This is a genomic window from Stieleria mannarensis, assembly GCF_014154935.1.
GTDB lineage: Bacteria > Planctomycetota > Planctomycetia > Pirellulales > Pirellulaceae > Stieleria > Stieleria mannarensis.
The window spans coordinates 40,520-63,212 of the sequence record NZ_JACEHH010000013.1; the positions used below are offsets into that span (position 1 = coordinate 40,520).

Annotated in this window: 18 protein-coding genes and 1 riboswitch; of the genes, 7 read left to right on the forward strand and 11 right to left on the reverse strand. The window is 60.7% G+C overall.

What is annotated here, in order from left to right; all coding sequences use genetic code 11:
- Positions 1 to 2: 2 nt before the first annotated feature.
- Positions 3 to 1,259 carry a GspE/PulE family protein gene (locus H1B37_RS10910; RefSeq protein ID WP_220498154.1) on the reverse strand — a complete coding sequence of 419 codons (1,257 nt, stop codon included), beginning with the start codon at positions 1,257 to 1,259 and terminating at the stop codon, positions 3 to 5.
- A gap of 148 nt (positions 1,260 to 1,407) precedes the next feature.
- Here H1B37_RS10910 and H1B37_RS10915 point away from each other — a divergent pair, with 148 nt between their 5' ends.
- Complete coding sequence (locus H1B37_RS10915; protein WP_182866689.1) at positions 1,408 to 2,850, forward strand: RecQ family ATP-dependent DNA helicase; 1,443 nt, start codon at positions 1,408 to 1,410, stop codon at positions 2,848 to 2,850.
- Between the two features lie 181 nt (positions 2,851 to 3,031).
- Here H1B37_RS10915 and H1B37_RS10920 read toward each other — a convergent pair whose 3' ends face one another.
- From H1B37_RS10920 to H1B37_RS10935, 4 genes are all read right to left on the reverse strand, one after another.
- A complete protein-coding gene (locus H1B37_RS10920) occupies positions 3,032 to 3,463 on the reverse strand; it encodes a TadE/TadG family type IV pilus assembly protein (protein ID WP_220498155.1) in 432 nt (143 codons plus the stop codon).
- An 80-nt stretch (positions 3,464 to 3,543) separates the two neighbouring features.
- Positions 3,544 to 4,737 (reverse strand): pilus assembly protein TadG-related protein, encoded by a 1,194-nt coding sequence (locus H1B37_RS10925; protein ID WP_182866691.1) that lies wholly within the window; start codon positions 4,735 to 4,737, stop codon positions 3,544 to 3,546.
- A 176-nt stretch (positions 4,738 to 4,913) separates the two neighbouring features.
- Positions 4,914 to 5,558 carry a hypothetical protein gene (locus H1B37_RS10930; protein ID WP_182866692.1) on the reverse strand — a complete coding sequence of 215 codons (645 nt, stop codon included), beginning with the start codon at positions 5,556 to 5,558 and terminating at the stop codon, positions 4,914 to 4,916.
- Positions 5,559 to 5,621: 63 nt separating this feature from the next.
- Positions 5,622 to 5,714: riboswitch (cyclic di-GMP riboswitch) on the reverse strand.
- A gap of 361 nt (positions 5,715 to 6,075) precedes the next feature.
- On the reverse strand, positions 6,076 to 7,179 hold the full coding sequence (locus tag H1B37_RS10935) for an exonuclease/endonuclease/phosphatase family protein (protein WP_182866693.1): 1,104 nt from the start codon (positions 7,177 to 7,179) through the stop codon (positions 6,076 to 6,078).
- Between the two features lie 71 nt (positions 7,180 to 7,250).
- On the opposite strand from H1B37_RS10935, the gene H1B37_RS10940 reads away from it, so the two are divergent.
- The gene (locus H1B37_RS10940; RefSeq protein WP_286177623.1) at positions 7,251 to 7,643 is read left to right on the forward strand and encodes a DUF4112 domain-containing protein; all 393 of its coding nucleotides are present in this window, start codon (positions 7,251 to 7,253) and stop codon (positions 7,641 to 7,643) included.
- Positions 7,644 to 7,660: 17 nt separating this feature from the next.
- Complete coding sequence (locus tag H1B37_RS10945; protein WP_182866694.1) at positions 7,661 to 8,170, forward strand: hypothetical protein; 510 nt, start codon at positions 7,661 to 7,663, stop codon at positions 8,168 to 8,170.
- Positions 8,171 to 8,207: 37 nt separating this feature from the next.
- Here the strand turns inward: H1B37_RS10945 and H1B37_RS10950 are convergent, their stop codons facing one another.
- From H1B37_RS10950 to H1B37_RS10960, 3 genes are all read right to left on the reverse strand, one after another.
- A complete protein-coding gene (locus tag H1B37_RS10950) occupies positions 8,208 to 8,999 on the reverse strand; it encodes a hypothetical protein (RefSeq protein ID WP_182866695.1) in 792 nt (263 codons plus the stop codon).
- A 15-nt stretch (positions 9,000 to 9,014) separates the two neighbouring features.
- Complete coding sequence (locus H1B37_RS10955; protein WP_182866696.1) at positions 9,015 to 12,110, reverse strand: hypothetical protein; 3,096 nt, start codon at positions 12,108 to 12,110, stop codon at positions 9,015 to 9,017.
- Positions 12,111 to 12,179: 69 nt separating this feature from the next.
- The gene (locus tag H1B37_RS10960) at positions 12,180 to 13,253 is read right to left on the reverse strand and encodes an NAD-dependent epimerase/dehydratase family protein (protein WP_182866697.1); all 1,074 of its coding nucleotides are present in this window, start codon (positions 13,251 to 13,253) and stop codon (positions 12,180 to 12,182) included.
- A gap of 453 nt (positions 13,254 to 13,706) precedes the next feature.
- On the opposite strand from H1B37_RS10960, the gene rpe reads away from it, so the two are divergent.
- Positions 13,707 to 14,396, forward strand: a complete 690-nt coding sequence (rpe, locus tag H1B37_RS10965; protein WP_182866698.1) for a ribulose-phosphate 3-epimerase — start codon at positions 13,707 to 13,709, stop codon at positions 14,394 to 14,396.
- A complete protein-coding gene (locus H1B37_RS10970) occupies positions 14,393 to 14,986 on the forward strand; it encodes a histidine phosphatase family protein (RefSeq protein ID WP_182866699.1) in 594 nt (197 codons plus the stop codon). The genes rpe and H1B37_RS10970 overlap by 4 nt, the downstream gene beginning before the upstream one ends.
- A 93-nt stretch (positions 14,987 to 15,079) precedes the next feature.
- Here the strand turns inward: H1B37_RS10970 and H1B37_RS10975 are convergent, their stop codons facing one another.
- The 3 genes from H1B37_RS10975 to H1B37_RS10985 are packed head-to-tail and all read right to left on the reverse strand — an operon-like array spanning position 15,080 to position 19,910.
- On the reverse strand, positions 15,080 to 16,975 hold the full coding sequence (locus H1B37_RS10975; RefSeq protein WP_182866700.1) for an IRE (iron responsive element): 1,896 nt from the start codon (positions 16,973 to 16,975) through the stop codon (positions 15,080 to 15,082).
- Positions 16,972 to 18,867 (reverse strand): ABC transporter permease, encoded by a 1,896-nt coding sequence (locus H1B37_RS10980; RefSeq protein WP_182866701.1) that lies wholly within the window; start codon positions 18,865 to 18,867, stop codon positions 16,972 to 16,974. The genes H1B37_RS10975 and H1B37_RS10980 overlap by 4 nt, the downstream gene beginning before the upstream one ends.
- Positions 18,864 to 19,910: an ABC transporter ATP-binding protein gene (locus H1B37_RS10985; protein ID WP_182866702.1), complete on the reverse strand. Its 1,047-nt coding sequence runs from the start codon at positions 19,908 to 19,910 to the stop codon at positions 18,864 to 18,866. The genes H1B37_RS10980 and H1B37_RS10985 overlap by 4 nt, the downstream gene beginning before the upstream one ends.
- Positions 19,911 to 20,219: 309 nt before the next feature.
- Here H1B37_RS10985 and H1B37_RS10990 point away from each other — a divergent pair, with 309 nt between their 5' ends.
- Together H1B37_RS10990 and H1B37_RS10995 are read left to right on the forward strand one after the other, a co-directional pair.
- The gene (locus tag H1B37_RS10990; protein ID WP_182866703.1) at positions 20,220 to 21,899 is read left to right on the forward strand and encodes a bifunctional folylpolyglutamate synthase/dihydrofolate synthase; all 1,680 of its coding nucleotides are present in this window, start codon (positions 20,220 to 20,222) and stop codon (positions 21,897 to 21,899) included.
- A gap of 5 nt (positions 21,900 to 21,904) precedes the next feature.
- Complete coding sequence (locus tag H1B37_RS10995; protein WP_182866704.1) at positions 21,905 to 22,663, forward strand: 4'-phosphopantetheinyl transferase family protein; 759 nt, start codon at positions 21,905 to 21,907, stop codon at positions 22,661 to 22,663.
- Positions 22,664 to 22,693: the final 30 nt, after the last annotated feature.

Genomic DNA, 22,693 nt, shown 5'->3' on the forward strand with positions numbered 1-22,693 from the left:
GCTCATCCCGACTTGTTTCCGCGGCGTCGCATGCTGGCGATGTGCGGGTCGGTCACGGCGCGATTGATTTCGTCCAGCGACGTGAGCCCGCGTAGGACGTAACTGTGCGCGACTTCGGCCAGCCGCAGCATGCCGTCTTCGGCACAGATCGTTTCCAATTCGGTCGCGCAGACCCGCTTGGCGATCGCCGCTTCGATCGTTTCATCGACCAACATGATCTCCGGCAACGCGATCAATTGGTCGTAGCCGCCTTCGTGGCACAGGTGGCATCCGAAGGGATCAAAGACGGATGGTGGTGCATCTTGCATGCGGCAACGAATCCGCTCCGGGATCTCTCCGTCGTCGTGGGGGGCACTGGACGGTTTGCGACAGACCGGGCAAAGTCGACGGACCAGTCGCTGATTGATCACACCCGACAGGGCGTTTGCGAGAAACTGATGATCGCTGTCGTATTGCAGCATCATGTCGACCGCTTCGGCGGTGCTGGTCGAATGGACGGTTGCCAACACCAGTTGCCCGCTCGCCCCGGCGCGGATCGCCGTCTCGGCGGTCTGGCGATCCCGAATCTCGCCGATCATGATCACGTCGGGGCTGTGCCGAAGCACCACGGTCAATAGCTCGGCAAACCCGAGTCCGAGACGGGTGTTGGTTTGCGATTGCATGACACCCGATAGCGCGTGCTCGATGGGGTCTTCGATCGTGTGGATTTTCCGGGTGCCATCATTCAGCCGCTTCATCATCGCATACAGCGTGCTACTCTTGCCGCTCGCGACCGGACCGGTGACCAAGATCAATCCGCTGCGTTGATCGATCAAATGTTCGATCGATTCGACGTCGACCGAATCCATTCCCAACTGGTCCAGCGGTCGTGCCCCGCGGACGGGATCGAACAGTCGAATCGAAACGTCTTGACCGTACAACGTCGGAAGACTGCTGAGGCGAAGATGCGCCTTGGAACCGTCCGGGGTGGTGATGTTGCCGCGGCCTTCGACCGGACGCACCGATTCGCCGGCATCGGCACCGGCGATCACGCGTAAGTGTCCTTGCAGACGGCGGCCGTAGTCGCGGGCGAGTTTTCGCACCGGTTCGATTCGTCCCAGTCGCCGAACGGAGATCAGAACCGCGCCGTCGATGTCGGAAACAAACAGATCGCTCGCATGTCGTTCCAGCGACCATTCGATCAGATTGGCCGCGAAGAGTTCGGGAGGCGAAAGTTCCGTTTCGCCCTCCGCGTTGTCAAGATCTTCAAAATCGATCATCGATTCGTCGTTCACGTGGCGGTCATCCAAGAGGAGCGGAGAGGTCGGACAAGAGAGGTGAGGGGCTAATATGAACGATTACGCCGCGCAACGCAAAAAACGCGGCTCGCCCCGTTCCCAGAAGGGATTGTCCGTGAACAATGTTGGCATGAATGCGCCACCCCCCAAGGAACTGCTCCGCCGCTATTACGGATTCGATGACTTTCGTCCCGGACAGGCGGCGATCATCGATCACGTCTTGGCCGGGGGGCATGCGATGGTTGTGATGCCGACCGGTATGGGCAAATCGCTCTGCTATCAGATTCCGTCGCTGTCAAGTGCCGACGCCGATCGATCGATCGTCCTGGTCCTTTCCCCGTTGATCGCGCTGATGCAAGATCAGGTCGACTCCCTGCTGCGGCGTGGGATCGATGCCAGTTTCATCAATTCGTCGTTGGACCGCGAAACGCGTTTGACACGCTATGACGATCTGGCCCGAGGGCGGTACAAGCTGCTGTTTGTGACCCCCGAGCGGTTCCGCAAAGATGACTTTCGCGAGGCCTTGTCACGCCGCACGGTCAGCCTGTTGGCGATCGACGAAGCACACTGTGTCAGCCAGTGGGGACACGACTTTCGGCCCGACTACACGCGTGTGGCCGAAATCCGTGACTCGATCGGCAACCCCACGACGATCGCTCTGACCGCGACCGCGACCGCCGAGTGCCGCCAGGACATCTACCGACAAATCGGGATCGACGCCTCGCAGATCAAATTGTTCCACGCCGGCATCGATCGGCCGAATTTGCACTTGGACGTGATGGAGGTTTACGACGAAGAAGAAAAATTGGCCCGTCTCCGCGACGTGATCGCTGATCCGGAGTACCGATCCGGCAGCGGAATCGTCTATTTCTCGTTGATCAAGACGCTGCAACGCTTCAGTGATCACTTGCTGGCCGAGGGAATCGATCACGTTTGTTACCACGGGGATCTGCCCCGGCGTCAACGCCGGCGAGTGCAGGACGAATTCATGACCGGCGAGGCCGATCTGGTGTTGGCGACCAACGCGTTCGGGATGGGGATTGATAAAGAAGACATTCGATTGGTCGTGCATGCCGAGACCCCGGGATCGATCGAATCGTATTACCAGGAGATCGGCCGCGCGGGGCGCGATGGTCGACCGAGTCGCTGCGTGTGGTTGTACGCGCAAGAAGACTTGATGACGCAAATGCAGTTCATCGAATGGTCCAATCCCGACGCCGCGTTCTACACCCGGTTGTATCAGTTGATGGCCGAGCATGGCGAACAATGCCGCGCGTTCGGATTGGAATGGATGAACCGTCAACTGCAGCGCCGCAGCAAACACGATCATCGGATCGCCACCGCGATCTCCATTCTGGATCGACATGGCGTGGTGGCCGGTCCACGGCCTCCGGAGTGTTTCGAAGTGCAGGCGCCGCTGCCGGCCAGGTTGCAAGACGACGAGCAATTGGCCGAAAAGAAACGCCGCGATCAACAACGACTGTACGCAATGGTTCAATTCGCCGCCGAACAAGGTGATCGAAAAGAGTTCCTCAATCGATACTTCGCCGACCCCTGCCAGCGGGAAGCGTAAGCGAGCGGCGCGTCCTGGTTTGCAGGTTCTCTTAAGTCACCCACCGTGGCCCCTCGCTCACGCATTGGGCCAGCATGTGAACCACTGCGTCGGATCAATTCAACAAGCGACCAGCGTGCGGCGCGGGGACGCGATCAGCGGCCACCGGTTCACGCCATGTGCTGACAATGGGCGCGCCGCATCATCCCGTGCTTTCGCGCCGCATCACGGTTTCGGCGACGATGTCCATGCCTTCAAAGGCAAAGAACCCGGGCACATAGCTAACGTCGGTGATCGGGATCGTGATGCGGACTCGGATGTCGTCCCCAGGTTCGGCTTCGCCCAGGTAGGACGGCGTGATGACCACGTTGGCGCTGCTGATGTTCATGATCGCCAGCTCTTCGTTGATGCGTGCCTGGATGTCTTCGATCGACGCCGTGGGCCGGATCCCCACGCGGGCGCCTTCGCGCGATGCTTGGACGACCGCCTCCTTGATGATGCTGATCCGTCCCATTTCGATCAGCCCGAAGGTGAAGGTCAACATGACGGGGACGATCAAGGCAAATTCGACCGTCGCGGCTCCGCGACGCGAAGCCCTTTTGCGTTGGCGATGTTTCACTGGATTGACTGACATTTCAGGGTGGTGTTGAAGTTGGTGTTTCGGGCCCACGTGGGCCCGAGCGGGAGTTTCTATCGAGTTCGATTCCGGATCTGCTAGTCAACCAGCATGACCGGAGTGAACAAGAACTCGCTTTCTTCGATCGGGGCTTCTTTAAACACGGAGTAGCGGGCGACCATCGGTGCCGGCTGGATGGTGACGTGTTTCTTCTTCATCGGACCGGTCAGTTTGACGCTCAAGATCCGAATGCCTTCGAAGCGGACGATCGTGTACATGGCGTTGTTGCCGTTTCCGTTCACGCTGGTGAAGATCGGGATCATTCGCGGCTGGCCGATAATCGATGCGAGTTCGTCTTTGATCGCCGCACTGATCCCGGTGTCGCCGTTGAGTTCCAGTTCGCCGTTGGAATCAAATTCCAGCGGGCGACCTAAGTCGGCCATGTCTTGGGCGGAAATGCCGTGCACGATTTGACGGCTAATGTCACTGGTGCTGTTGTTGGCACCTCCGATATCGACGGTCCCCCGGTTGCCTGGCGAACCGGTACCGGTCGGGTAGAGCGAGCATTCACAGAAACCGTCGCTGCCGGACGAGATCGTTCCGCCGGAATAGCTGTAGTTGTCTTCGGTCTCGTTAGCGACAACCTTTTCCCAGGTTTCCAGGTCGAGTGCGATGGGCAAGATGTCCAGTGTCTCTTCCGCATTGCTGGGCGCATGAAATCCGGAAATGGTTTTAAACATAGCGGCGGTCGAATGTGCCTGCAGCGACTGTTCGGCTCGGCCGGTGACCGAACCGAAGAACAACGGGATCGCGGAGTTTTGGGCTTCGGTTTGGCGGACGTGGACACGGACGGCGTTGAATCGTGACGGTTGGGATGTATCGAGGACGCCAGGGTTGTTCCTGTCGTAGAATCCGATTTCGATGTCACTGGCGGCATTCAATGTCGGTGCGCGTGAGCTGATGACGTTTTTCGCGGCGATCGAGCCGGCCGCGTCGTTGATGTTACACTGCACGACCGATGCATCGTTGCCTTGGACCACACCGTCGAACAATTCCCAGCACGCCGACATGGCCGCGGCATCGGCGGTCCGTTTGACTTCCGAGCGTGAAACGTTGATGTGTCCAAAGTCGATCGCAACCGCAGAGACGACCAACAGGCCCGCGACCAGGAAGACACTGAAAACGAGCGCCGAACCTTTGCGGCGTTTGGCCGGATAGCGATTGGTTTTTGTTTGGGGGGAACAGCCGCGTGAGCGGGGCGCGTTGTCGCGCGTGGTGGGTGTGTGGAACATGAGACTACCTGAGAAGATGAAGTGATCGATGGGGATCCGAACGGCACGTCGTTTCAATGTCAGTTCAAATGTCGGGTCGAACGGTAGCCGAGGTCGCCAACACTTTCGGCGTCGAGTCGGGAGGGCCGAAACTCGTGGCGAGTTCCGCTACCTGACAATCAAACTGACAGTCATGGCTAGTGGGCCAATTGATTGACATGGATGGTCGTGGTGTGACCGTCGGTGTAGGTCAACCGCACCGTTTTGAGCCGGATCGAGGCGACACGGTTGGCTCCGAAGCCGATGTCGACCGACTCGAGACTCTTCTGGGGCGTGTAGTGATCCAGGCAGTGGAGATTCTGGTCATCCATCTGCACCAGGTACTCGGGACCGCCAAAGTGTCCCCATTGCATCCCATAGCCGTCTTTGACCGCGAACATCAACTGCCCGTTGAAGACGGCCATCGCGCTGGTCCACTCGATGTGGTCGTTGTCCCAGGCCAGTGATTGGCGGATCGGGCTGCGCTCTTCGTCGACCGGAACTTCGTTGCAAAACGCACCGACGCGAAAACCGCCGCTGGAGTATGCATCTTCGGCAGCGTAGTTCATCTGCAACTGAAAGTAACAGTCGGCGTGATCGGAGTCGGGGTAAAGGAAGAAGGCGACTTGAGGCGAATTGATATTCGGCTCGGGCTCATTGAGGGTCATCTCCCAATCCTCTTCGACCATGAAGAGTTCGGGGCCTTCGGCAAGCGCCTGGCCATGTAGCATGGTAAGCAAGCACAACCCCCCGGCGATCAAGCTGGTGCGCGCGGCACCGAATCGTGTGATGGATTGAGACATATCGGTTCCCTGTTTGGACGAGGCAGAAAAGATGGGATCCCGCGTCGGACCCTGTTTGTCCCCTTCGGTGGCCTGGCGATCCGGTCGCATCGTCAAATGCGTTTCGGACCCATGGCTTTGCGTCCCACGCTCTCACGCGGTTTGCCGTTTCGAGGGTCATTGAGAGGGAACCGTTGGAATCCAACGCGGTAACAAAACGCTATGTCGATTTGCCTCGGTAAATCGGCGTTTCCTGGGAAGAACGGTTTCTTCGCCAACGCCCCCCCGCGTATGTCATGACGGGCGTAGCGATTGTAGGGCCACGATGAGGGTTTACCCTCGATTCTCTCAGGCATTTCGAGCGGGAAGGGCTAATAGCGGGCAACCCTCTACGCACTAAGTTATGACACGAAGTTGTCGAACTCCTGAAGACACTCTCCCTACCAGAGGTCGTCGCGCAGAGCCCCACGGGCGACAGCCCGGAAGGGCCATCGTACATCGGAAGAGCGTTGGCGGAGGGGCCTTGAAGCGGGTTCGCCTATTGAATCAGACGTGTTCCGGGGCCGCTGGCGGTCGCGGTCGCGGCAGCCCTGGGAACGGGCGGGCGTTCGTACAGATCGAACTCGGCCCACAGCGGGATGTGGTCGCTGATCGCGTTGGCTTGCTGCTCGGTCAGGCCCAGGTCGGCCTTCAAGTCAATCACGCCGCGCCGCCCCGAGTACTCGGCGGTCACGCTGCTGTCGATCAGGATGTGGTCGTTCGTCTTGGTGCGATTGATGTTGGTTTGGATGTCCGCGGCCAGCGACAGCACACCGGGGATCGATTTAAGTCGTCCGAGGTTCTTTTCGCTGACGTTCAAATCGCCCAGCAGAATGAAGTCGTCTTCGGAGTACTGCTGGAACTCATAATCTCGCACGCGTTGAAACACGTCCGCCAACACGTTGATTTCGCTTTCTTGATCGTCCGGATCGACGCGATCGGGTTTGGTATGCACGTTGATCATGGTGAATCGAAACGGCGGCTGTCCGCTATCGGGCGGGACGACGGTTTCGAAAGTCGCCACCATCGGTTCGCGATACATGCGTTTGCCGGGGTCTTGCACGACGTAGGCTGATCCGGGGACCAGGTTGATCCGCGATCGATCCCAGACAAAGGCGTACGATTCCAGATAGGATTCGCCGATCGGATCGCTCATCGTCGCGGCAAAGCTTCCGCCGGATTCATTCAGCAACGCGACCAGACGCTGCAGGGCGATGCCGTCGGCCCCCTGCAGTTCTTGGATCGCGACGACATCAAACGTGCTGACGATTCTTGCGATCGTTCCCAACACATCGACGCCGTGTTCGTTGGTGCGAATGCTGGATTTTTTGTCGGCGAAATGTTCAATGTTAAACGTCGCAACACGAATGCGATCCGCCGGCCGGTCGGTCCGGTCGCCCAGTGAGATCGTTTCGCCACGAAACTCGGACGCGGGATCCGGGGTCAGCAATCCATCCAGCGAGGAAAAACTCAAGCCCCCGGTCAACAGCATGTAGACCGCGTACAACACTCCCAGCGTGGTTGCCCCCGGGCCCAACCAGCGCAGCAGCGGAATCGAACTGCTGAAGGAGTTCTTTCGTCGACGTTTGGAAAAGATCCCCACTTCGGCCTCCTTGCCGAATCACCCTCTCGATCGTTTTAGGTTGCTATAGGTAAACTTGGGCGTCTGGGGCAATGCCAATACGACAAACGGGAGTGCGTGAGATGTCGCAGTGGGAAGACGTTCAGCGACGTCTGGAACGGGTTGGCAAGTTTGCCGGATTGATGGACGACAAATTCGCCTTGCCGGGAACGCGGCTGCGATTCGGGTTGGACAGTTTGCTGGGGCTTTTGCCCGGGGTGGGCGACGCGGCAACCGCGGCGATGGGCGTCTGGTTGATCGCCGAGGCGGCCCGCATGAAGGTTCCCAAGGGTGTGTTGGTTCGGATGTGCGGGAACTGGCTGGTCGATGCGACACTGGGATCCGTTCCGATCGCCGGCGACCTTTTTGACCTGTACTGGAAATCCAATCGACGCAATGCCGTGCTGTTGGAAAAGCACCTCAAGAAACGTGCCGGGGGGCGTTGAGTCCAGTGGACGCGAGATTGCCACGATTCACGATCCTGATTCACACCGTCGGCTCTGGTGCTGCCAGGCAGTCGGAACCGGCAATGCCGCCGATTGCGACCGGACCGGTGCACTGGGATTGGCTGTTCCATCCTGGGGGGAATCGAGCGGACGAACGATTGTGGACGTGGGCGACCGATCCGTTGCCGATGTGGGCCGAGACAGCTGCGATCACGATGCCGGCGTTGCGGTTGGCCGACCACCGCATGCGTTACTTGGATTTTGAAGGCGAGGTCGGCGGCGGCCGCGGATCGGTGCGGCAGCTGGTGACCGGGGGTTATGAATTGCGGCAGCAAACAGAGTGCTGTTTTGAAGCGGTGCTCCGGTGGTCGAGTCAGCGTTCGGGAGACGCTGGCGGTCTTGCCGACGGTGGTGCCGCGGAGATTCGGTTTTTCACGACGACGGGTGATCAAGCGGGTGGGGCAACGCGGTGGGAGGTGACGGTGTGCTGTCTCGGCGGTGGGAACCAGGAAAGGATGGCAGAATGATGCGGGGCAGAATGATGCGGGGGTTGGCCGGCTGCGATCATCCATCGGGGTGTGGATCGCGTGTCGGATGTGTCGCGTCGGATTCCGATTCGTCGTCCAGTTGTGCCAGGATGTAGACCGCACCTTGGGGAGAAAACGTGGACGTTTGCAGATCGCCGGTTTGTCCGGACACTTTCAGTTGATGGTCGGCCAGCTCGATCGATTCGATGATCAACGATCCCTCGCTGTGCCCCGGGTATTGGTCGGGCACGTCGATCAGCGCGATCGATTCGCCGTCGCGCGTTTCCCACTGCAAGTTCAGGTTTAACTTCGACGCGATCAATTTGATCCGGTCTTTGAATTGGGACAGCGGCAGCGGCAACGCGCCGGCGCGGATCTGATCGATCGCGATGGCCAAGCGATTCGGTTGGTCGGTCAACTGGACACTTAGCTCGCACGACAACACGGCATCCAGGCGATGGTCCTTGAAACGCGCGGCCGCCATCAACACGCCGTCGTCGATCACGATCCGCGGCTCCTGCAATCCTTTGGCCTTGAGCCGGGGGAACCGTTTGGGCAGTTGATCGATCAACCAGGCGTTGATTTGTTCGGCGGCAAATTCAGCCTCCCAGGCCCCGGGACGTGCGACATCGTCTTGCAGTTGCTGAACGTCGCTTTCGAGTTGTTCGATGGACTCGGCAACCTCCTGCGGCGGCGGTGTGGCGATGGCGCGTTCGTAGAATTCGGGAACCTTTTTGGTTTCCCGATGCGCCCAAAACGCGGTCGCACCGAGTGACACGACCAGTAGAGCGCCGACCAAGAGCATCCGTTTGATCAAACGCTTCCACATCGCCCCGTGTTCTCTCTAAAAACGAATCGGTTTGGGCAACCAGTCACGCAGTCGGTCGGCCACACTCTCCCGTTTCGGGGGGTGGGGCGACGTGGTGCCGGCGTCCGTTGCTGGGTCAGCCGGGACCGCCCCGGTTTGTTTTCCTACGCCCGCGACCGACAAAGGGTTCCGCTCGGTCGAGTCCGGTGGTGCGGGTTCCCGCAAGGCGGATCGTGCCATCAGGTGCCGCGACCAATCATTATTTAGCAGTCCGGCCGCCGGTTTCAAGTTTCCTCGCTGCAGACCCTGAATCGCCAGGAACGCATTTTCCTGGAGCGCGGTGCGTTCGGCTGCGGTGGGAAACTCGTCGTGCAGGTGGATGTCATCGACCCAAAGTTTTCCCGGCGACAAACTGTCGATCGTCAACCGCACCGACTCCATTTCCTCGCGATGGATCTGATCGGCTTCCAAGACCAAGTGTCTGGGTTGCCAGTGTCCGTCACAGGGGACGTCGAATTCGGTTGAGAACCGCACGGGTTTCCGCAGTCGATTGCCTTCCAAGGAAACTCGAATTCGGTGACGTGGTGGTTTGCTCGGTGGCGCCGTCGATGCGGCCGACTTGAGGATGCTTGGCGTCGCCGCGCTGGATTCGGGTGATCGTTTGCCGGCGCGGACCGATAGTGATACGGCCATCCGACCCGAGGTTGGCACGGGGATGGGTTCGCTGACCAACCAAATGCGACCGGCCGATGCACTGTCGGAGGTCATCCGGATCGAGTGGCTGCCCTCGATCGATTCGCTGGAGTCGAGTGTGACGGCGTCGGCCGGGAATTGAGTGTGCATCCAGCCGACGATGCCGACTTGCCCTTGGATCTCGAACCCGCCGTTGGTCAATTCGTTGTAGTCGTCCGGTGAGGCCAGCGTGCCGATCTTGCCGACCACCGCACTGACGTGTCCTTTGAGTCGTTGCAACGTCTGCTCGCCGCCGACCATGTTGCCTTGCCACGCAGCGAGTGAAATCGGTTCGGACTCGCCGCGCACCCGGAGCCTGACGATCGAGGTCGGGGCAACCGTCAGCAAACGCGAATCGGGGACGCCGGCCGGTTGAAGAATCGCATTGGGATCGTCGGCGCATTGAAGGCTGCAATCGGCGATCTGTTCGCTGGAGAACCGCAGTTTGACTTGGCTGGTCCAAGGAGCGGTGTTGATCACGGTCAGATCGATCGCCGCAGGTTGATCGGGCGATGGATCCGGTGACATCTGGGAAACCAAGATGTGGACGTAATCGGAATCCGGTGCGGACCGAACCGCTCGGGCATCGGTTGCGATTTCCCGGTAATGGTTCATCGTCTGACGAACGGATTGATTGAGCATCAGCGGCAGTTCCGTGGCCCGGATCGAGACGCCGTGAGACGGGGCATGCACACAGGATTCCAGCAATCGTAGCGGCGAGGTCAACGGTGACCGGCCGTCGATCAGCGTGGGTCGACGCGGTTGCCGGTTCGAATCGTCGATCGAAACCCGGCGGTGTCGGTGTGTCAATCGCGGGTGCACACGCAGTCCGCCTGACGCGCTCCAAGAATTCATCGCGGGGGCGATCGTCTGGGCGATCCACGTCGGCTTGGCCGCGTCGGCGGTTTGTCCGCCGGAGACTGATTCCCAGTGGTGAAGATCGATCGGAACGGAGACTTCGTCGTAGCCGCACCACGCGGCGTGTGTGGCCAAACGGGAGGTCGCTTTCCAAAGCGAATACATCAACACTGTCGATGGTGCGTATCCACCGTGGGTGAGTTGGTCGAGATGGTCGCCGGTCAGGTCGGAGAGCCACTCGGTGGATTCGACCCAAAGTGCGACGTGGCGCGTCGGCCGAACCATTACAGGCAGGGATTGGTCGGCATCCAATTCGGCCAAGACCAGCGACTGGACCGAAAGGGGCTGGTCGGGAGAATCGTTGCTGATTCTGACGAACTGATTGTCCCGATGGGCATGGTGCAGAATCTGCTCGGTGATGACGGCCTTGAGGTCTTCGGAGGAAACATCCATCGGGCGCCCCAGTTGCATCGAGAGTGACTGGGTGACCGGATCGAAGTCGGGACGGTTGGCGAATTCGATGCGGACGGTTTTCGAAGTCGTCGGGGTTTCCGGTTCGGCCAGCGTGAGAGACAGCTGATAGGGCCGGTGGGCGTTCAAATCGCTCAGCAACCCGATCCACGATTCACCGGGAGCGATCTCATGCGGCTCAGTCCCCGAGGCGGCTCGTCGCGGCGTGAAGGGCAGCGATTCGCTGACGCGTTTGACTTTGGGGACCAGTTTGGTCGCCCCGTCGGGCACCCATCCCAGCGGTTGCCAGTCCGACGGATCGATCGGCCGGACCGGCCCCAGTGGCCGCCAACGAAGTGGGGTGATGGCAGGGCGGGATTGCGAAGGCGTTTCCGTTGGTTCGGCGAGGTCTTGAAACACCATCCAGGGCGTTTGCACCGACGCGAGTTCGTTCTCCGATCCGGTCAGTCGCGACCAGATGCGATCGGTTTTTTCGGTCAAGCGACAACGGATTTCGTAAACGCCGGCGATGCGGGGGGAAGACGCCGCGATCGCGATCTGCGTCGAATCGCCTGACGCGTCGAGCCGCAGATCGGTTTGTTCGCGACCCACCATGACGCCGTCGTCGACACGGATCAATTCATAGCTCAACACCAAGTCGCGGTCGGCATGTTGTGGCAGGGCTCGGATTCGGACCGACAGTTGGCATCCGTCGTCGGCAGCCACCAACGGCCACGTGGGATTGGCCGAGCGGAATTCGAACGGCCGTGTGGCGCTGTCCAGACGAGCCCCCGCATCGGCAGCGGCGTCTGCTGCGGCGCCTGCAGCGGCGTCGGCGTCTGCTTCGCCAGCGACCGGCGAACCCGATACCGGCATCGGTTCGACCGGGTCAGGCATCCCCACCGGGTCAGGCATCCCCACCGAGTCAGGCATCCCCACCGAGTCAGGCATCCCCACCGAGTCAGGCATCCCCACCGGCTGTGGCGGGATTTGGGCCTGGCAGTCCGCGACAATGCCCGGCACGAGGATCGCGATGGCGAGGGTCGCGATGGCGACGACCGCTGCGGGGGCGAACGCGGCGTGGCGAGGCACTGGAGGACGTCCGTGTCCGATCATGACCAATGAAAGACGTGAGAGTCGAAAAGCAAGACTTTTCGGAGACTAGCTCGTTTCAGCCTTGGCCGGCAAGACGAATCGTTCACGAATCCACTCGGCCGCCGCATCCAGTGTTTCGTCGGCGGGGCGAATCTGATAACCCAACTCCGACTCAGCGCGCCGGCTGGAATACCAGTGGTATTGGCTACTCATCGCCACGCCGGCGCTGTTGACGTCCGGTTCCACTCCGGTCACACGCCCCCAAAAATCTCCGGCCAATCCCGCCAGGTACTCCATGCCGGGGCCGGCCGCGCGGATCGGCGGTCGCGTCCCCATCCGATTGGCCATCTCGGTCCACAGTTTCTTGTACGTGAAATTGTGGCCGGCGAGGATGAACTCGCGTCCATTGGGACAATCCGACTGCAGTGCCGCGACCACGCCTGCGGCGACATCGCGTGAATCACACAGACTGCAACCGCCCGAGGGGGCGATCGGTTTCCACCCCCTCCCGACCTCCAGCATCATCCGTCCGCTGCTGGGTTTCCAATCCCAAGGCCCGAGCATGAAGCCCGGGTGCAGGATCACGGTTTCCAACCCGTCGGCGATCGAGCGGCGGACCAATTCCAGCGAGGCGCGTTTGCTTTTGACGTAGGCGCACTGGACCTGACCACCGGCGTGATCCAACGGAGTCGTTTCATCGGCGATCGTGTGTGGCGACCCGAGTGCGATGGCATTGACCGTGCCGATGTAGGCGAGTTTCTTTGCGTGGCGGATACAGGACTGGATGATCCCTCGCGTGCTCTCGCAATTGACCAACATCGACTCGTCGATCCTATGCCAGCCCAGGTGGATCATTGCCGCGGCGTGCACGACCGCATCGGATTGTGCGATCGCTTGATCGACCGGGTCGTCGGATGAGTCTTCGATGTCGGTCGCTTGCTCCGTATCAGCCCCATCCGCATCAGCCCCAACTGTATCGGGAACGAGTCGGCCGTGAACCAAGGAGACGTCCAAGCCGGCAAAGACGTCGGCATCGGGCTCGCTGCGGACAAACGCGCTCACTTGGTGGCCGCGTTCACCGAGCGTGCGGATGATGGTGTTTCCGAGCAGCCCGGTCCCTCCGGTGACAAAGACTCGCATGGGGCAGTTTCACAGATGTGGGGCGGAAAGAGCTTTCGGTTGAGGCTGACGTCCCCGCCAGCGGTTTAGATCGTATCGCGGTCTTGTGGAGATTTTCGGGCTTTCGGGGCCTGGAGTCGAATGTTTTTTAAGGTGAATTTAAGTTCCCTTAGAGGTGTCCTGGAAATGCCCCTGACGCGAAATACTGGGAAAAACGGCGCGGGGTTCGTCCGATTGGCGAGGCCGGCCGGAGTCAGTCGAATTGACAACTGGCCAGTGTTTTGACCACTCTGTCGCTCACAAATTTGGAGCAGATCGAACGCGGCACCCCTCGGGGGTTCGCGGCAGCGATGGAGGCCGCCGAGACGGTGGCGTTCCTGGAGCGGATCGAGGCGATGGCCTCGGCAGGCTCCAGGGTCCGGGAAACTCGGGCCGACGCGGTGTCTGCTCGTCCGAATCTGATGAGAGAACTGCATGTCGCAAGACAAGCTTGAACTGATACGCAACGCCGGGCCGAGTGTCTTGCCGAGTCTGCTGTTGTGTGACTTTGGCGATTTAAAGACCGAATTGTCGCGTCTGGAAGATGCCGGAACGCAGGTGTTGCACCTGGATGTGATGGACGGACATTTCGTGCCGAATCTGACGTACGGCATGCCGATCGTCGAAGGGATTCGCCGGCACAGTGAGCTTCCGATGGACGTTCACCTGATGATCAGCGATCCGCTGCAATACGCCCGGCCGATGGTCGATGCGGGGGCGGACCTGCTGACGTTTCATGTCGAAGCGGTCGAGGATGCCGGTGCGGTCGCGCGAGAGATCCGCTCGATGGGCGTGGGGGTCGGCGTGGCGTTGAACCCGGACACGGACCTGTCGGCACTGGACGGCTGTCTGGACGAGGTGGATTTGGTTTTGGTCATGAGTGTCAACGCGGGGTTCGGCGGGCAAGCCTTTAACCCGGTGGCGCTTGCGAAACTTGCGTCGTTGAAGCGGTCTCACCCGGACCTGATGCTGGAAATCGATGGCGGCATCAATCTGCAGACGATCGCCGCAGCCAGGGCGGCCGGTTGTGACCTGTTTGTCGTCGGCTCGGGGATTTTCAAGCAGGACGATTACGCGGCGGCAATCGCGGCACTCGATGACGCGATCGCAGGAGCCGTCTCATGATCCGTTCGGCAACTTTGACTCGCGTGCTATTGATTCGCCCCGGTGCGACCGATTTCGATGAACAGGGCCGCATGAAGGGCTGTCTGGACATGCCGCTGAGCAGCCGTGGCGCAGAACAGGCGGCGGATCTGGCCAGGCAACTGGCGGGCGTGAGCGTCAAAACGATTTATTGTTCCCCCTGCGAATCGGCGCGCGAGACGGCCAAGCGACTGGCCGATGAGCAGCGGACGGCCGGACGCGAAGTCAAGGTCAAGGTCATCGACGCGTTCAAGAACTTGGACCACGGATTGTGGCACGGCAAATTGATCGACGAGGTCCGACGCAATCATCCCAAGGTTTACCGCCAAGGCGTCGAGAACCCCGATGACTTCTGTCCTCCCGGCGGCGAGCCCGTGGCCGTGGCCAAGGCCCGCGTCGACAAAACGCTCCGCAAATGCGTCAAGAAAGGCCGCGATCAAGTCGTCGCAATGGTCATCCCCGAACCGCTGGCTTCGGTCGTTGAGTGCCTGCTAAGCGGCAATGACCTGGCCAGCCTGTGGAAGAGCGAGACCGATTCGGCGTCCTGGTCGATGATCGAAACCGAGTTGTAGCGGGACATAGTCGCCGTCCTCTCCGAGGTCGGCGCGGAGCAACGCTCCGCGTTTCGGGTACGCCGAGTTCGGAGAACACGGCGACATTCCGATTCACTCTTGCGGCGAAGCGTCCGAGTCCGTTTGGTCGTCATCGGCAGCGGATTCTTCTGCGACCTCCGGATTCGCCTCCTCGGGCTCGGAAGCGTCCGCCTTGGATTCGTCGGATTCCGTTTCCTGTTCCTCTGGCTTCGAATCCTCTGGCTTCGAAGCCTCTGAATCAGCCTTGGGTTCCGCGGGCGATTCTTCCGACTCGGCTGGCGGTTTTTCCGGGGCGGGTTCTTGGTCCGCTCCGGATTTCATCTCCTCGGCGGCTTCGGCTTCGCGCCGGCGTTCTTCTTCCTCCAGCTCCTGCTGGCGTTTTGCGGCCAGCTCGGCTTGCTCTTCGCGGAATCGCTCGTAGCTTTCCGGTCCGGTTCGCCCCAAGCCTTGCCGCATCATTTCGGTAAAGGCGAGCAGGGGGAAGTCTTCGGGAAGCTCTTCGGAGTCGATCATGATCATGTAGCGTCGGATCGACGCGTACAGGTCTTCGGCCGAATCATCGATGGTCAGCACGGGATAGTCTTCGAAGATCTCGTACCAGATTTGAAAGGCTTCCAGGTAGAGTTTGATGGCCAGGTCGACTTCGGCTTCGCGGTTGGCTTTTTCCGCGTCATAGATCAGCTTGCGCGCCTTGACGGTCCGTTCTTCCTGTTCCGCCATCGACAGGCTTTCCCAATAGACGTAGTTGATCTGTTTGCGCAAGCCATCCGTCTTTTGGATCCGGGCACTCAGGTCTTCGAATTCGTCCAGGAGTTGCAGGGCGGGCAGTTGTTTCTCGGCGGGCAATCGCTGGGTGACTTCGTCCGGGTTGGGTTCGATCGCCATCAGGATGTTGGGCATGGCCTGCTTGCCGGCCGCGGTGCGATCCTCCGGGTTCTTCTCATAGACGTTTCGCATGTCGATCGGCAGGGCATCAATCTTTTCTTGCTTCATGTCCAGGTAGACGTCGCCGGCGAGTTCACGGAACCGGTCCATGAGTTCGCCGCGTTCGTTCAACAGGTCCGCCAGGGATCCCAATTTGACCGTAAATCGGGCGAGCGTGGGGATGCTCCGCTTGCCGAAACGGTCCCAGTTTTCGGAGGCTTTGGTCCAGGCGCTAATGGCGCGTTGATCCAGAACCCCTTCGTTTTCGATCGCTTCGGCGTGTTTGATGGACCACTTCGGTCCGGTTTCATAGAAGTTGATCGGGGTTTGGCGACGGATGGCGACACCGGCATCGACGACGTCATAGCCGTGGTTCAGCCACAGGCGTCCGACGAGCCAGTTGTCCGGTTTTTGGAACGGGCCGAGGGCTTCGCTGCTGTCGACCGCGATGCCTTGGTCGGCCAAGGAATCGTGCAGCACCGTGTCGTCGGCAAACAGGCGACGGAACTGACGTTTCTCGTCCGACATCCCGATCTTTTGTCCGTAGAACCAACCGGTGTACCAGATCAACCGCGGCGCCTTGCGGTTTTGGCGGACACCACGGGTGAGGAACTCGGTGCCTTCGCGGACCATTTCATAGCGTTGGCGATAGTCGTCGAATTCGACCGAGACGTTGTAGGCCAGGTTGTGCGCCTGGTGTTCCCAGACTTTGTCATAGTGCGGCTGCAAAAGCGCGATGTTGTTCAGTGCCGCTTTCAGGCGGTCCCATTCGTGCAACACGCGATACTTGTGCGCCTTTTCCCACAGCAGGGTCGCCGCGACGCCACGCAATCCCAACGACGCGAGTTTCATCGTCTCGCTGGCCGGGCTGATCTCACCGAGATCGCTTTCGGCGATGCCGTATTGCTGGCGCATCGTTGCCAGTTGCCCGCCCGAATCGGGCGTTCCATCGGAGGGCTGCCCCAGCAGATAAAGCGGGACCAGGGTGGCCACAAGGATCACCAAGTAAATGATCTTGCGACGAAAAGCTGTCGACTGATTCATGCCGCGATCTCACGAGCTTTCAAAAAGAAGTAACTGATCAAAAATGCCAACAGGCAATAGCCGAGTGTCGCCACCGAATGGCGCGCCAGCACGGCGTTAAAAATATCGATACCGCTGGCGGCATACTCCGCCGTGGAGACCATTCGCGGCAGGTTCGGCAGCGCGGTTGCGACGGCGTCCATCGTGTAGACGATCACCGCGTCGGCCGATTTGATCAACGTGTTGGCGACGCCTTCGACGTCCAACTGCGTGGTCATCGCGTCCTGTTTGACCAGACGCACCAGCGACTCGATCGGTCCGCCGCCGCGTTCGATGTTGGAATCGATAAAGTGCCGCGTGTCGTAGATGCTTTCGGCAGAAAAACCGAGCAGCACACAAACGGCGGTTGCCACCATCGCGACCGGTCCGCTCAGGAACGTGCTGAACATCACGCCGAACGCGATGATCATCGTCATCTGCAACCAGATCGACGCGTAAGCTTTGGTCAAGTTCCAGGCAAAGCTGGACTCGGCCGGACGAAGGTACAAACCGCTTTTGGTCACCCCCAGGTACTGGCTGCTGTCCAGGCACTTCAGCAACACCTGCATGCGACCGTCTTCGGTCACCACATGGTCAAAGATGTTGCGTGTTTCGACTTCGCCGGTTTCCTTGTTGAGCCATTCAAACGTCAGCGGCAATTCGCGTTCATCGATCTGGTACTCTTCGACCGTGAACTGTTTGGGAGTCAGTGAGAAACCGGTGTCGGGGTTCTTGAAGGTCAACGATCCGCGGATGCCCGATTCGATGTCCCCTTTGAACGACCGATAAGCACGGATCGACAGGTCAAAAGGAATCTTGTCCGGAAAGCGTTGCCGCGTCACGTTGTCGAACGTGAACTCCGCCATCCCCAGCGTCCCGCCTTCGACGTAGGAGTGTTCGAGTTTGCGGTTGCCTTTGGCGACACCGATCAGCCGCGAGATCCCCGCCGATCCGTAGCCGCCGGCAAGCCGTTCGGCTCCGACGTCGATCCCTGTTTCTTTGGGATCACCGTTGCGGTCATAAAACTGGATTTCACCGTAGGCGGGGATGCGGGCCCGCAGTTGCCCGGTCGGCGGTCCGATCGTAAAGCTGCCGTCTTCGTTGCGGGTCACGACGTGCCGGTGGCCGCGGACGAAATTGGTCAGGCCCTGGGTCTCGCCGGGTTCGATGGTGAAGGTGTGCGAGTGTCGCCGCACGCGGTCGGTCTTGCCGACGATGCGGCCGTCGATCTCGTCCGCCTGGACGACCTCGTAATGCGTGTGGTCCAGTCCGCGGTCGACGAAGATGTAACTGGCCAATCCCATCGGGACCAGCATCACCGTGCCGACGGCGACAAACCCCAGCATCCGTCCGAGCACGATCTCGGTCGCCCGGACCGGTTTGGTCACGATGGTGAAGATCGTGCGGTTTTCGATGTCTTGAGGCAACGAGAATGCGCTGATGAACAACGCCAACGCGAGCACCAGGTAGTTGGTCGCGGTCAGCACAAAGCTGATGTACAGCCGCGCCGGGTCGTCGCTTTCGGGGTTCAAGAACCAACCGGCCAACAGCAAGATGACCACAAACAGGCCGACGACGAACAGCACGCGGCGGCGGATCGCTTCCTTGAACGCCAGTCGCGCCAGCGCCACGATCCGGCTGGGGCTGGTGCCGGGCAGGTCGGTTCGCAGCAGGTCACGGATGGCACGCGCGACCGCGTAGAAGCCCTCGCCGGGGCCATAGCGAGCCGCGGAGATCACGTAGCCGACCAGCAACCCCAGCACGATCGACAGCACGATCAGCACCACGCCCTGCAGGAACGCGCTTTCTAAGAACGCTCCGGGCCGGAACAGCCATTCGGAGAAGGTCCAGAAATCATCTGGTTGCAAATTCATGACTGGTCACTCCCCGATTGCGATCCCTGATCGGCCTGCGAATCGGCCGATTGGTCGGATGCCCCATCAGGGGCGGGGGCCGAGACGCGGCGTGCTCCCGGGCGGGCCTCGCTTTCGCGGACGATGTTCAGGAACAAGTCCTCCATCGTCGCGGTCGGGTTGTCCATCGCTTTCAGGTCGCCGCCGTGACGCGCGATGACGTCGCGGATTTCGTTCTTGGCATCCTCGCTCAAACCGCTGGCGTGGACTTCGGTCACGTCTTGGACCTTCAGCAGGTCGGTCACGCGGCCGAGTTCCTTCAGTTCGCCCTGGTGCAGAATCGCGACGCGGTCGCAGACGTCTTGCACGTCACCGAGTTGGTGGCTGCACAGCAGAACGGTCTTGCCCTGGTCGCGGAGGGCCAGGATCAAATCCTTCATCTCGCGGATCCCGATCGGGTCCAGGCCGGTGGTCGGTTCGTCCAACAGGATCAAATCGGGGTCATTGATCAACGCCTGGGCCAAACCGACCCGGCGACGCATCCCCTTACTGTATTCACGCAGTTGTCGGTGCCGGGCCCCTTGCAGCCCGACCAGGGTCAGCAATTCTTCGACGCGTTGTTTCCGCTGGCGACCCGACATGTCGAACAACCGCCCGTAGAAGTCCAGCGTTTCTTCGGCGTTGAGGAACTGGTACAGGTAGGATTCTTCGGGCAGGTAGCCGATCTGTTCGTTCTTTTTGGTTTCGGTGGCGTCTTTGTCAAACACCAACACGCGCCCGCTGGTGGGAAACAGCAACCCCAGAATCAGCTTGATGGTGGTCGACTTACCGCTCCCGTTGGGGCCGAGCAGGCCGAAGATTTCGCCCTTGCGGACTTCGATGTCCAAGGATTTCAACGCGTGGACTTTCTTTCGGCCCCAGAAATCCTTGTAAATCTTGCTCAGGTTGCGGGTTTCGATGACGACATCGCTGCTGGTCGCACTCGAACTGGCGGCGGCCGTGGCGGCACCGGCGGGCGTGTTTTCGTCGGCGGAGTCCGCGACGGCGGTTGAATCGGTATCCACGAACAAAGGCTTCCGTAGAAAAGGGCAAAAAAGGGGGGGCTGAGCGGGCAGAAACAGTCGGGCTGTCTGAAAATTCAGCCGGAAAACCGAGGGTTGGATACGCTACGCGAGATCAATCCCGGCGGTTCGGACATTTTCCCACAGACTCTTCTTCTCAGCCGGCCACGACGCTTTTTTGTCAGCCGACGCCGCGATGCGTCGTTGCCAAGCCGGCACCCGGCTTGGCACAATACCGCGACCTTCGCCGCTGACCGATGCTCCCCCGATTGAAACGCCCCTTTCCAGTTTCCTTTTGCCGCAGTCCGCTTTGTGCTAGATCCGCGCCACGTCCAGCCGTCCAGTCGCCGGTCCGATTTCCATCAAGCCGTTGCGTATCTGTACGACCGCATCGACTATGAACGGACCGCCGGCAGCCGCGATGACCACCTGTTTCGGCTCGAACGCACCGAGGCGTTGTTCCAGCAACTCTCGCTGGGCGATTATCTGCATCGACCGTCCGACCCCAGCGGTTCCCGTCCCAAGGTCCCACTGATTCATATCGCCGGGACCAAAGGCAAGGGGTCCACCGCGACGATGGTCAGCCAGATCCTGATCGCGGCGGGCTATCGCGTCGGACTATACACCTCACCGCACCTGACCGATTTGGAAGAACGCTTTCGAATCGATGGCGTTCCCTGCAGCCGCCAGGAGTTGGTCGAACTGGTGGATTGCGTCGCCCCCGTGGTCGACCGTTTCGATGCCTCCGGTCATCCGGTTTCGTTTTTTGAATTGACCACGGCGATGGCCGTGTTGCATTTCGACCAGAACGATTGCGACGTGGTCGTGCTGGAGGTCGGTCTCGGCGGCCGCCTGGACAGCACCAACGTCTGCGCCAGCACGATCGCCGCGATCACATCGATCGGTTTGGACCACCAACGCATCCTGGGGGACACGATCGGCCAGATCGCGGCCGAAAAAGCCGGCATCATCAAGGCCGGCGTGCCGGTCGTTTCCGGTGCGGTGCAACCCGAGGCGCGTCAGGCCATCCGCCGCGCCGCCGAACGCTCGGGAAGCCGGGTGTTTGAGAAAGGCGACGCGTTCGACGTCGATTGCGGACCCGCGTTGGCCGTCGGCAGCGAATTCGTCTACCGGGCCGGCTGCGACGAATTGGCATCCCGCGAGTCGGGATCTCAGCCCACGGACGCGTCGCTGCCCCTGTTCTTGGCGCTTGATGGGGCCCACCAAGTGCACAACGCGGCGATCGCGATTTCGATCGTCCGCCTGCTGGGCAATGATCACCTGCGGGGCAATGATCACCTTGGGCGACCGCTGTCGGTCAGTGGCCAGCAGATCGCCGCTGCACTGCGAACGGTTCGTTGCACCGGCCGATTCGAACGGTTTTCGCTCCCCGCCCCCGCAGCGGTCCAAGTCGTCTTGGACACCGCGCACAATCAGGATTCGATCCTGGCGTTGTGCCAAACGATCGGCCGCCGCGTGATCGGGAGCGGTCCATTGCCTGCCCCCAGCTCTGATCGGACCTCCGTTGCGACGTCACCCGCCGAACTCCCTCCCGCTGACACCGCGCGGGTCGAGGCAGATTCGTCGGGACATTTCCGTCGGCCCATCGTCCTCGTGTTTGGGACCAGCCGCGACAAAGACGTGGGGGTGATGGCGGCGGAGCTTGCCAAGATCGCCGATGAGGTGATTTGCACGCGGTACACCACCAACCCGCGTTCGGCGACGGCCGATCACCTGGCCGCCGCGTTGGCCCCGCACTGTGAGCAACGGCAAGGTCTGCGGGTTCGCTGTGTCGCGGATCCCCGGCAAGCGCTTCGCGAGGGGATTTCAGCCGCAGCACCCGGGGGAACGCTCGTGATTTGTGGCTCGTTTTTCTTGGCCGGAGAATTGCGGCCCGAGTTGATGGCGATGCCCGGATTGCTGCAGGCGGAAACCTGTGCCCCGCCAGTCCCCGCGACACATCGGGCCCCCGCGGAACATCGGGCGTCGTGACCGTCATGCCAATTGAGCCCCCATCGGACGCGTCGCATCGGTACCATTTGCGAGTCTGGCATGCGGCGACGTCGACCGAGGAGTGCGGCGAATTCGAACGCCGTTGCGAGCAGTTGCTTGATCGTCAAGAGCGGATCGGCGCCGATCGATTTCGGCGCACCACCACGCGGAATCAACACGTCGTCGGGCGGGCGATGGCGCGTCGGCTGCTCGGCGACCGCCGCGTCGCGCCCCAACAGATTCGATTCGGAGTCGGTCGACACGGGAAACCGCAAGTCGAGACGCCTGTCGAAGCGATGGCGCCCTTCAATATCGCCCACACCGACGGCTTGGTCTTGTGCGGCGTGGCCGACCCGCCGGTGGATCTGGTCGGGGTGGATGTGGAATCGATCCATCGCCGGACGTCGACCGAATTGGCTCAGCGGTACTTCGCCGCCCCGGAAGTGCAGTTTTTGCAGCGTCAGCCGATCGATCGGCAGCAATATTTTTTTCTGCGGATTTGGACGCTCAAAGAAGCCTTTATCAAAGCCATCGGCACCGGGCTGTACACGCCGTTGTCGGATTTTGCGTTCGAGCAGATCGACTCGGATCGCCCCACCATCCGATTTCTCGCGCCGGGGTTGGACCAGGGAAAAGCGTGGAGTTTTGTGTGCTGCTCGCCACGGGAGGGGTTTGTCGCCTCGGCCGCCGTCGGTGCCGACACGTCGATTTCAGCGGTGGCGGTCGACTGGCAGCCGTTTGAAACTCTCCTCGGGGGGGATTAGAATCGCTCCGTGGCCGCGGAAGCAACTTTG

What these genes read in the sequence shown, in the direction of transcription:
- H1B37_RS10980 (WP_182866701.1), bottom strand. Translation starts at nt 18,867, where the DNA reads ATGAATTTGCAACCAGATGATTTCTGGACCTTCTCCGAATGGCTGTTC.
- H1B37_RS10975 (WP_182866700.1), bottom strand. Translation starts at nt 16,975, where the DNA reads ATGAATCAGTCGACAGCTTTTCGTCGCAAGATCATTTACTTGGTGATC.
- rpe (WP_182866698.1), top strand. Translation starts at nt 13,707, where the DNA reads ATGTCGCAAGACAAGCTTGAACTGATACGCAACGCCGGGCCGAGTGTC.
- H1B37_RS10920 (WP_220498155.1), bottom strand. Translation starts at nt 3,463, where the DNA reads ATGTCAGTCAATCCAGTGAAACATCGCCAACGCAAAAGGGCTTCGCGT.
- H1B37_RS10915 (WP_182866689.1), top strand. Translation starts at nt 1,408, where the DNA reads ATGAATGCGCCACCCCCCAAGGAACTGCTCCGCCGCTATTACGGATTC.
- H1B37_RS10930 (WP_182866692.1), bottom strand. Translation starts at nt 5,558, where the DNA reads ATGTCTCAATCCATCACACGATTCGGTGCCGCGCGCACCAGCTTGATC.
- H1B37_RS10950 (WP_182866695.1), bottom strand. Translation starts at nt 8,999, where the DNA reads ATGTGGAAGCGTTTGATCAAACGGATGCTCTTGGTCGGCGCTCTACTG.
- H1B37_RS10925 (WP_182866691.1), bottom strand. Translation starts at nt 4,737, where the DNA reads ATGTTCCACACACCCACCACGCGCGACAACGCGCCCCGCTCACGCGGC.
- H1B37_RS10970 (WP_182866699.1), top strand. Translation starts at nt 14,393, where the DNA reads ATGATCCGTTCGGCAACTTTGACTCGCGTGCTATTGATTCGCCCCGGT.
- H1B37_RS10995 (WP_182866704.1), top strand. Translation starts at nt 21,905, where the DNA reads ATGCCAATTGAGCCCCCATCGGACGCGTCGCATCGGTACCATTTGCGA.
- H1B37_RS10940 (WP_286177623.1), top strand. Translation starts at nt 7,251, where the DNA reads ATGCCAATACGACAAACGGGAGTGCGTGAGATGTCGCAGTGGGAAGAC.
- H1B37_RS10960 (WP_182866697.1), bottom strand. Translation starts at nt 13,253, where the DNA reads ATGCGAGTCTTTGTCACCGGAGGGACCGGGCTGCTCGGAAACACCATC.
- H1B37_RS10910 (WP_220498154.1), bottom strand. Translation starts at nt 1,259, where the DNA reads ATGATCGATTTTGAAGATCTTGACAACGCGGAGGGCGAAACGGAACTT.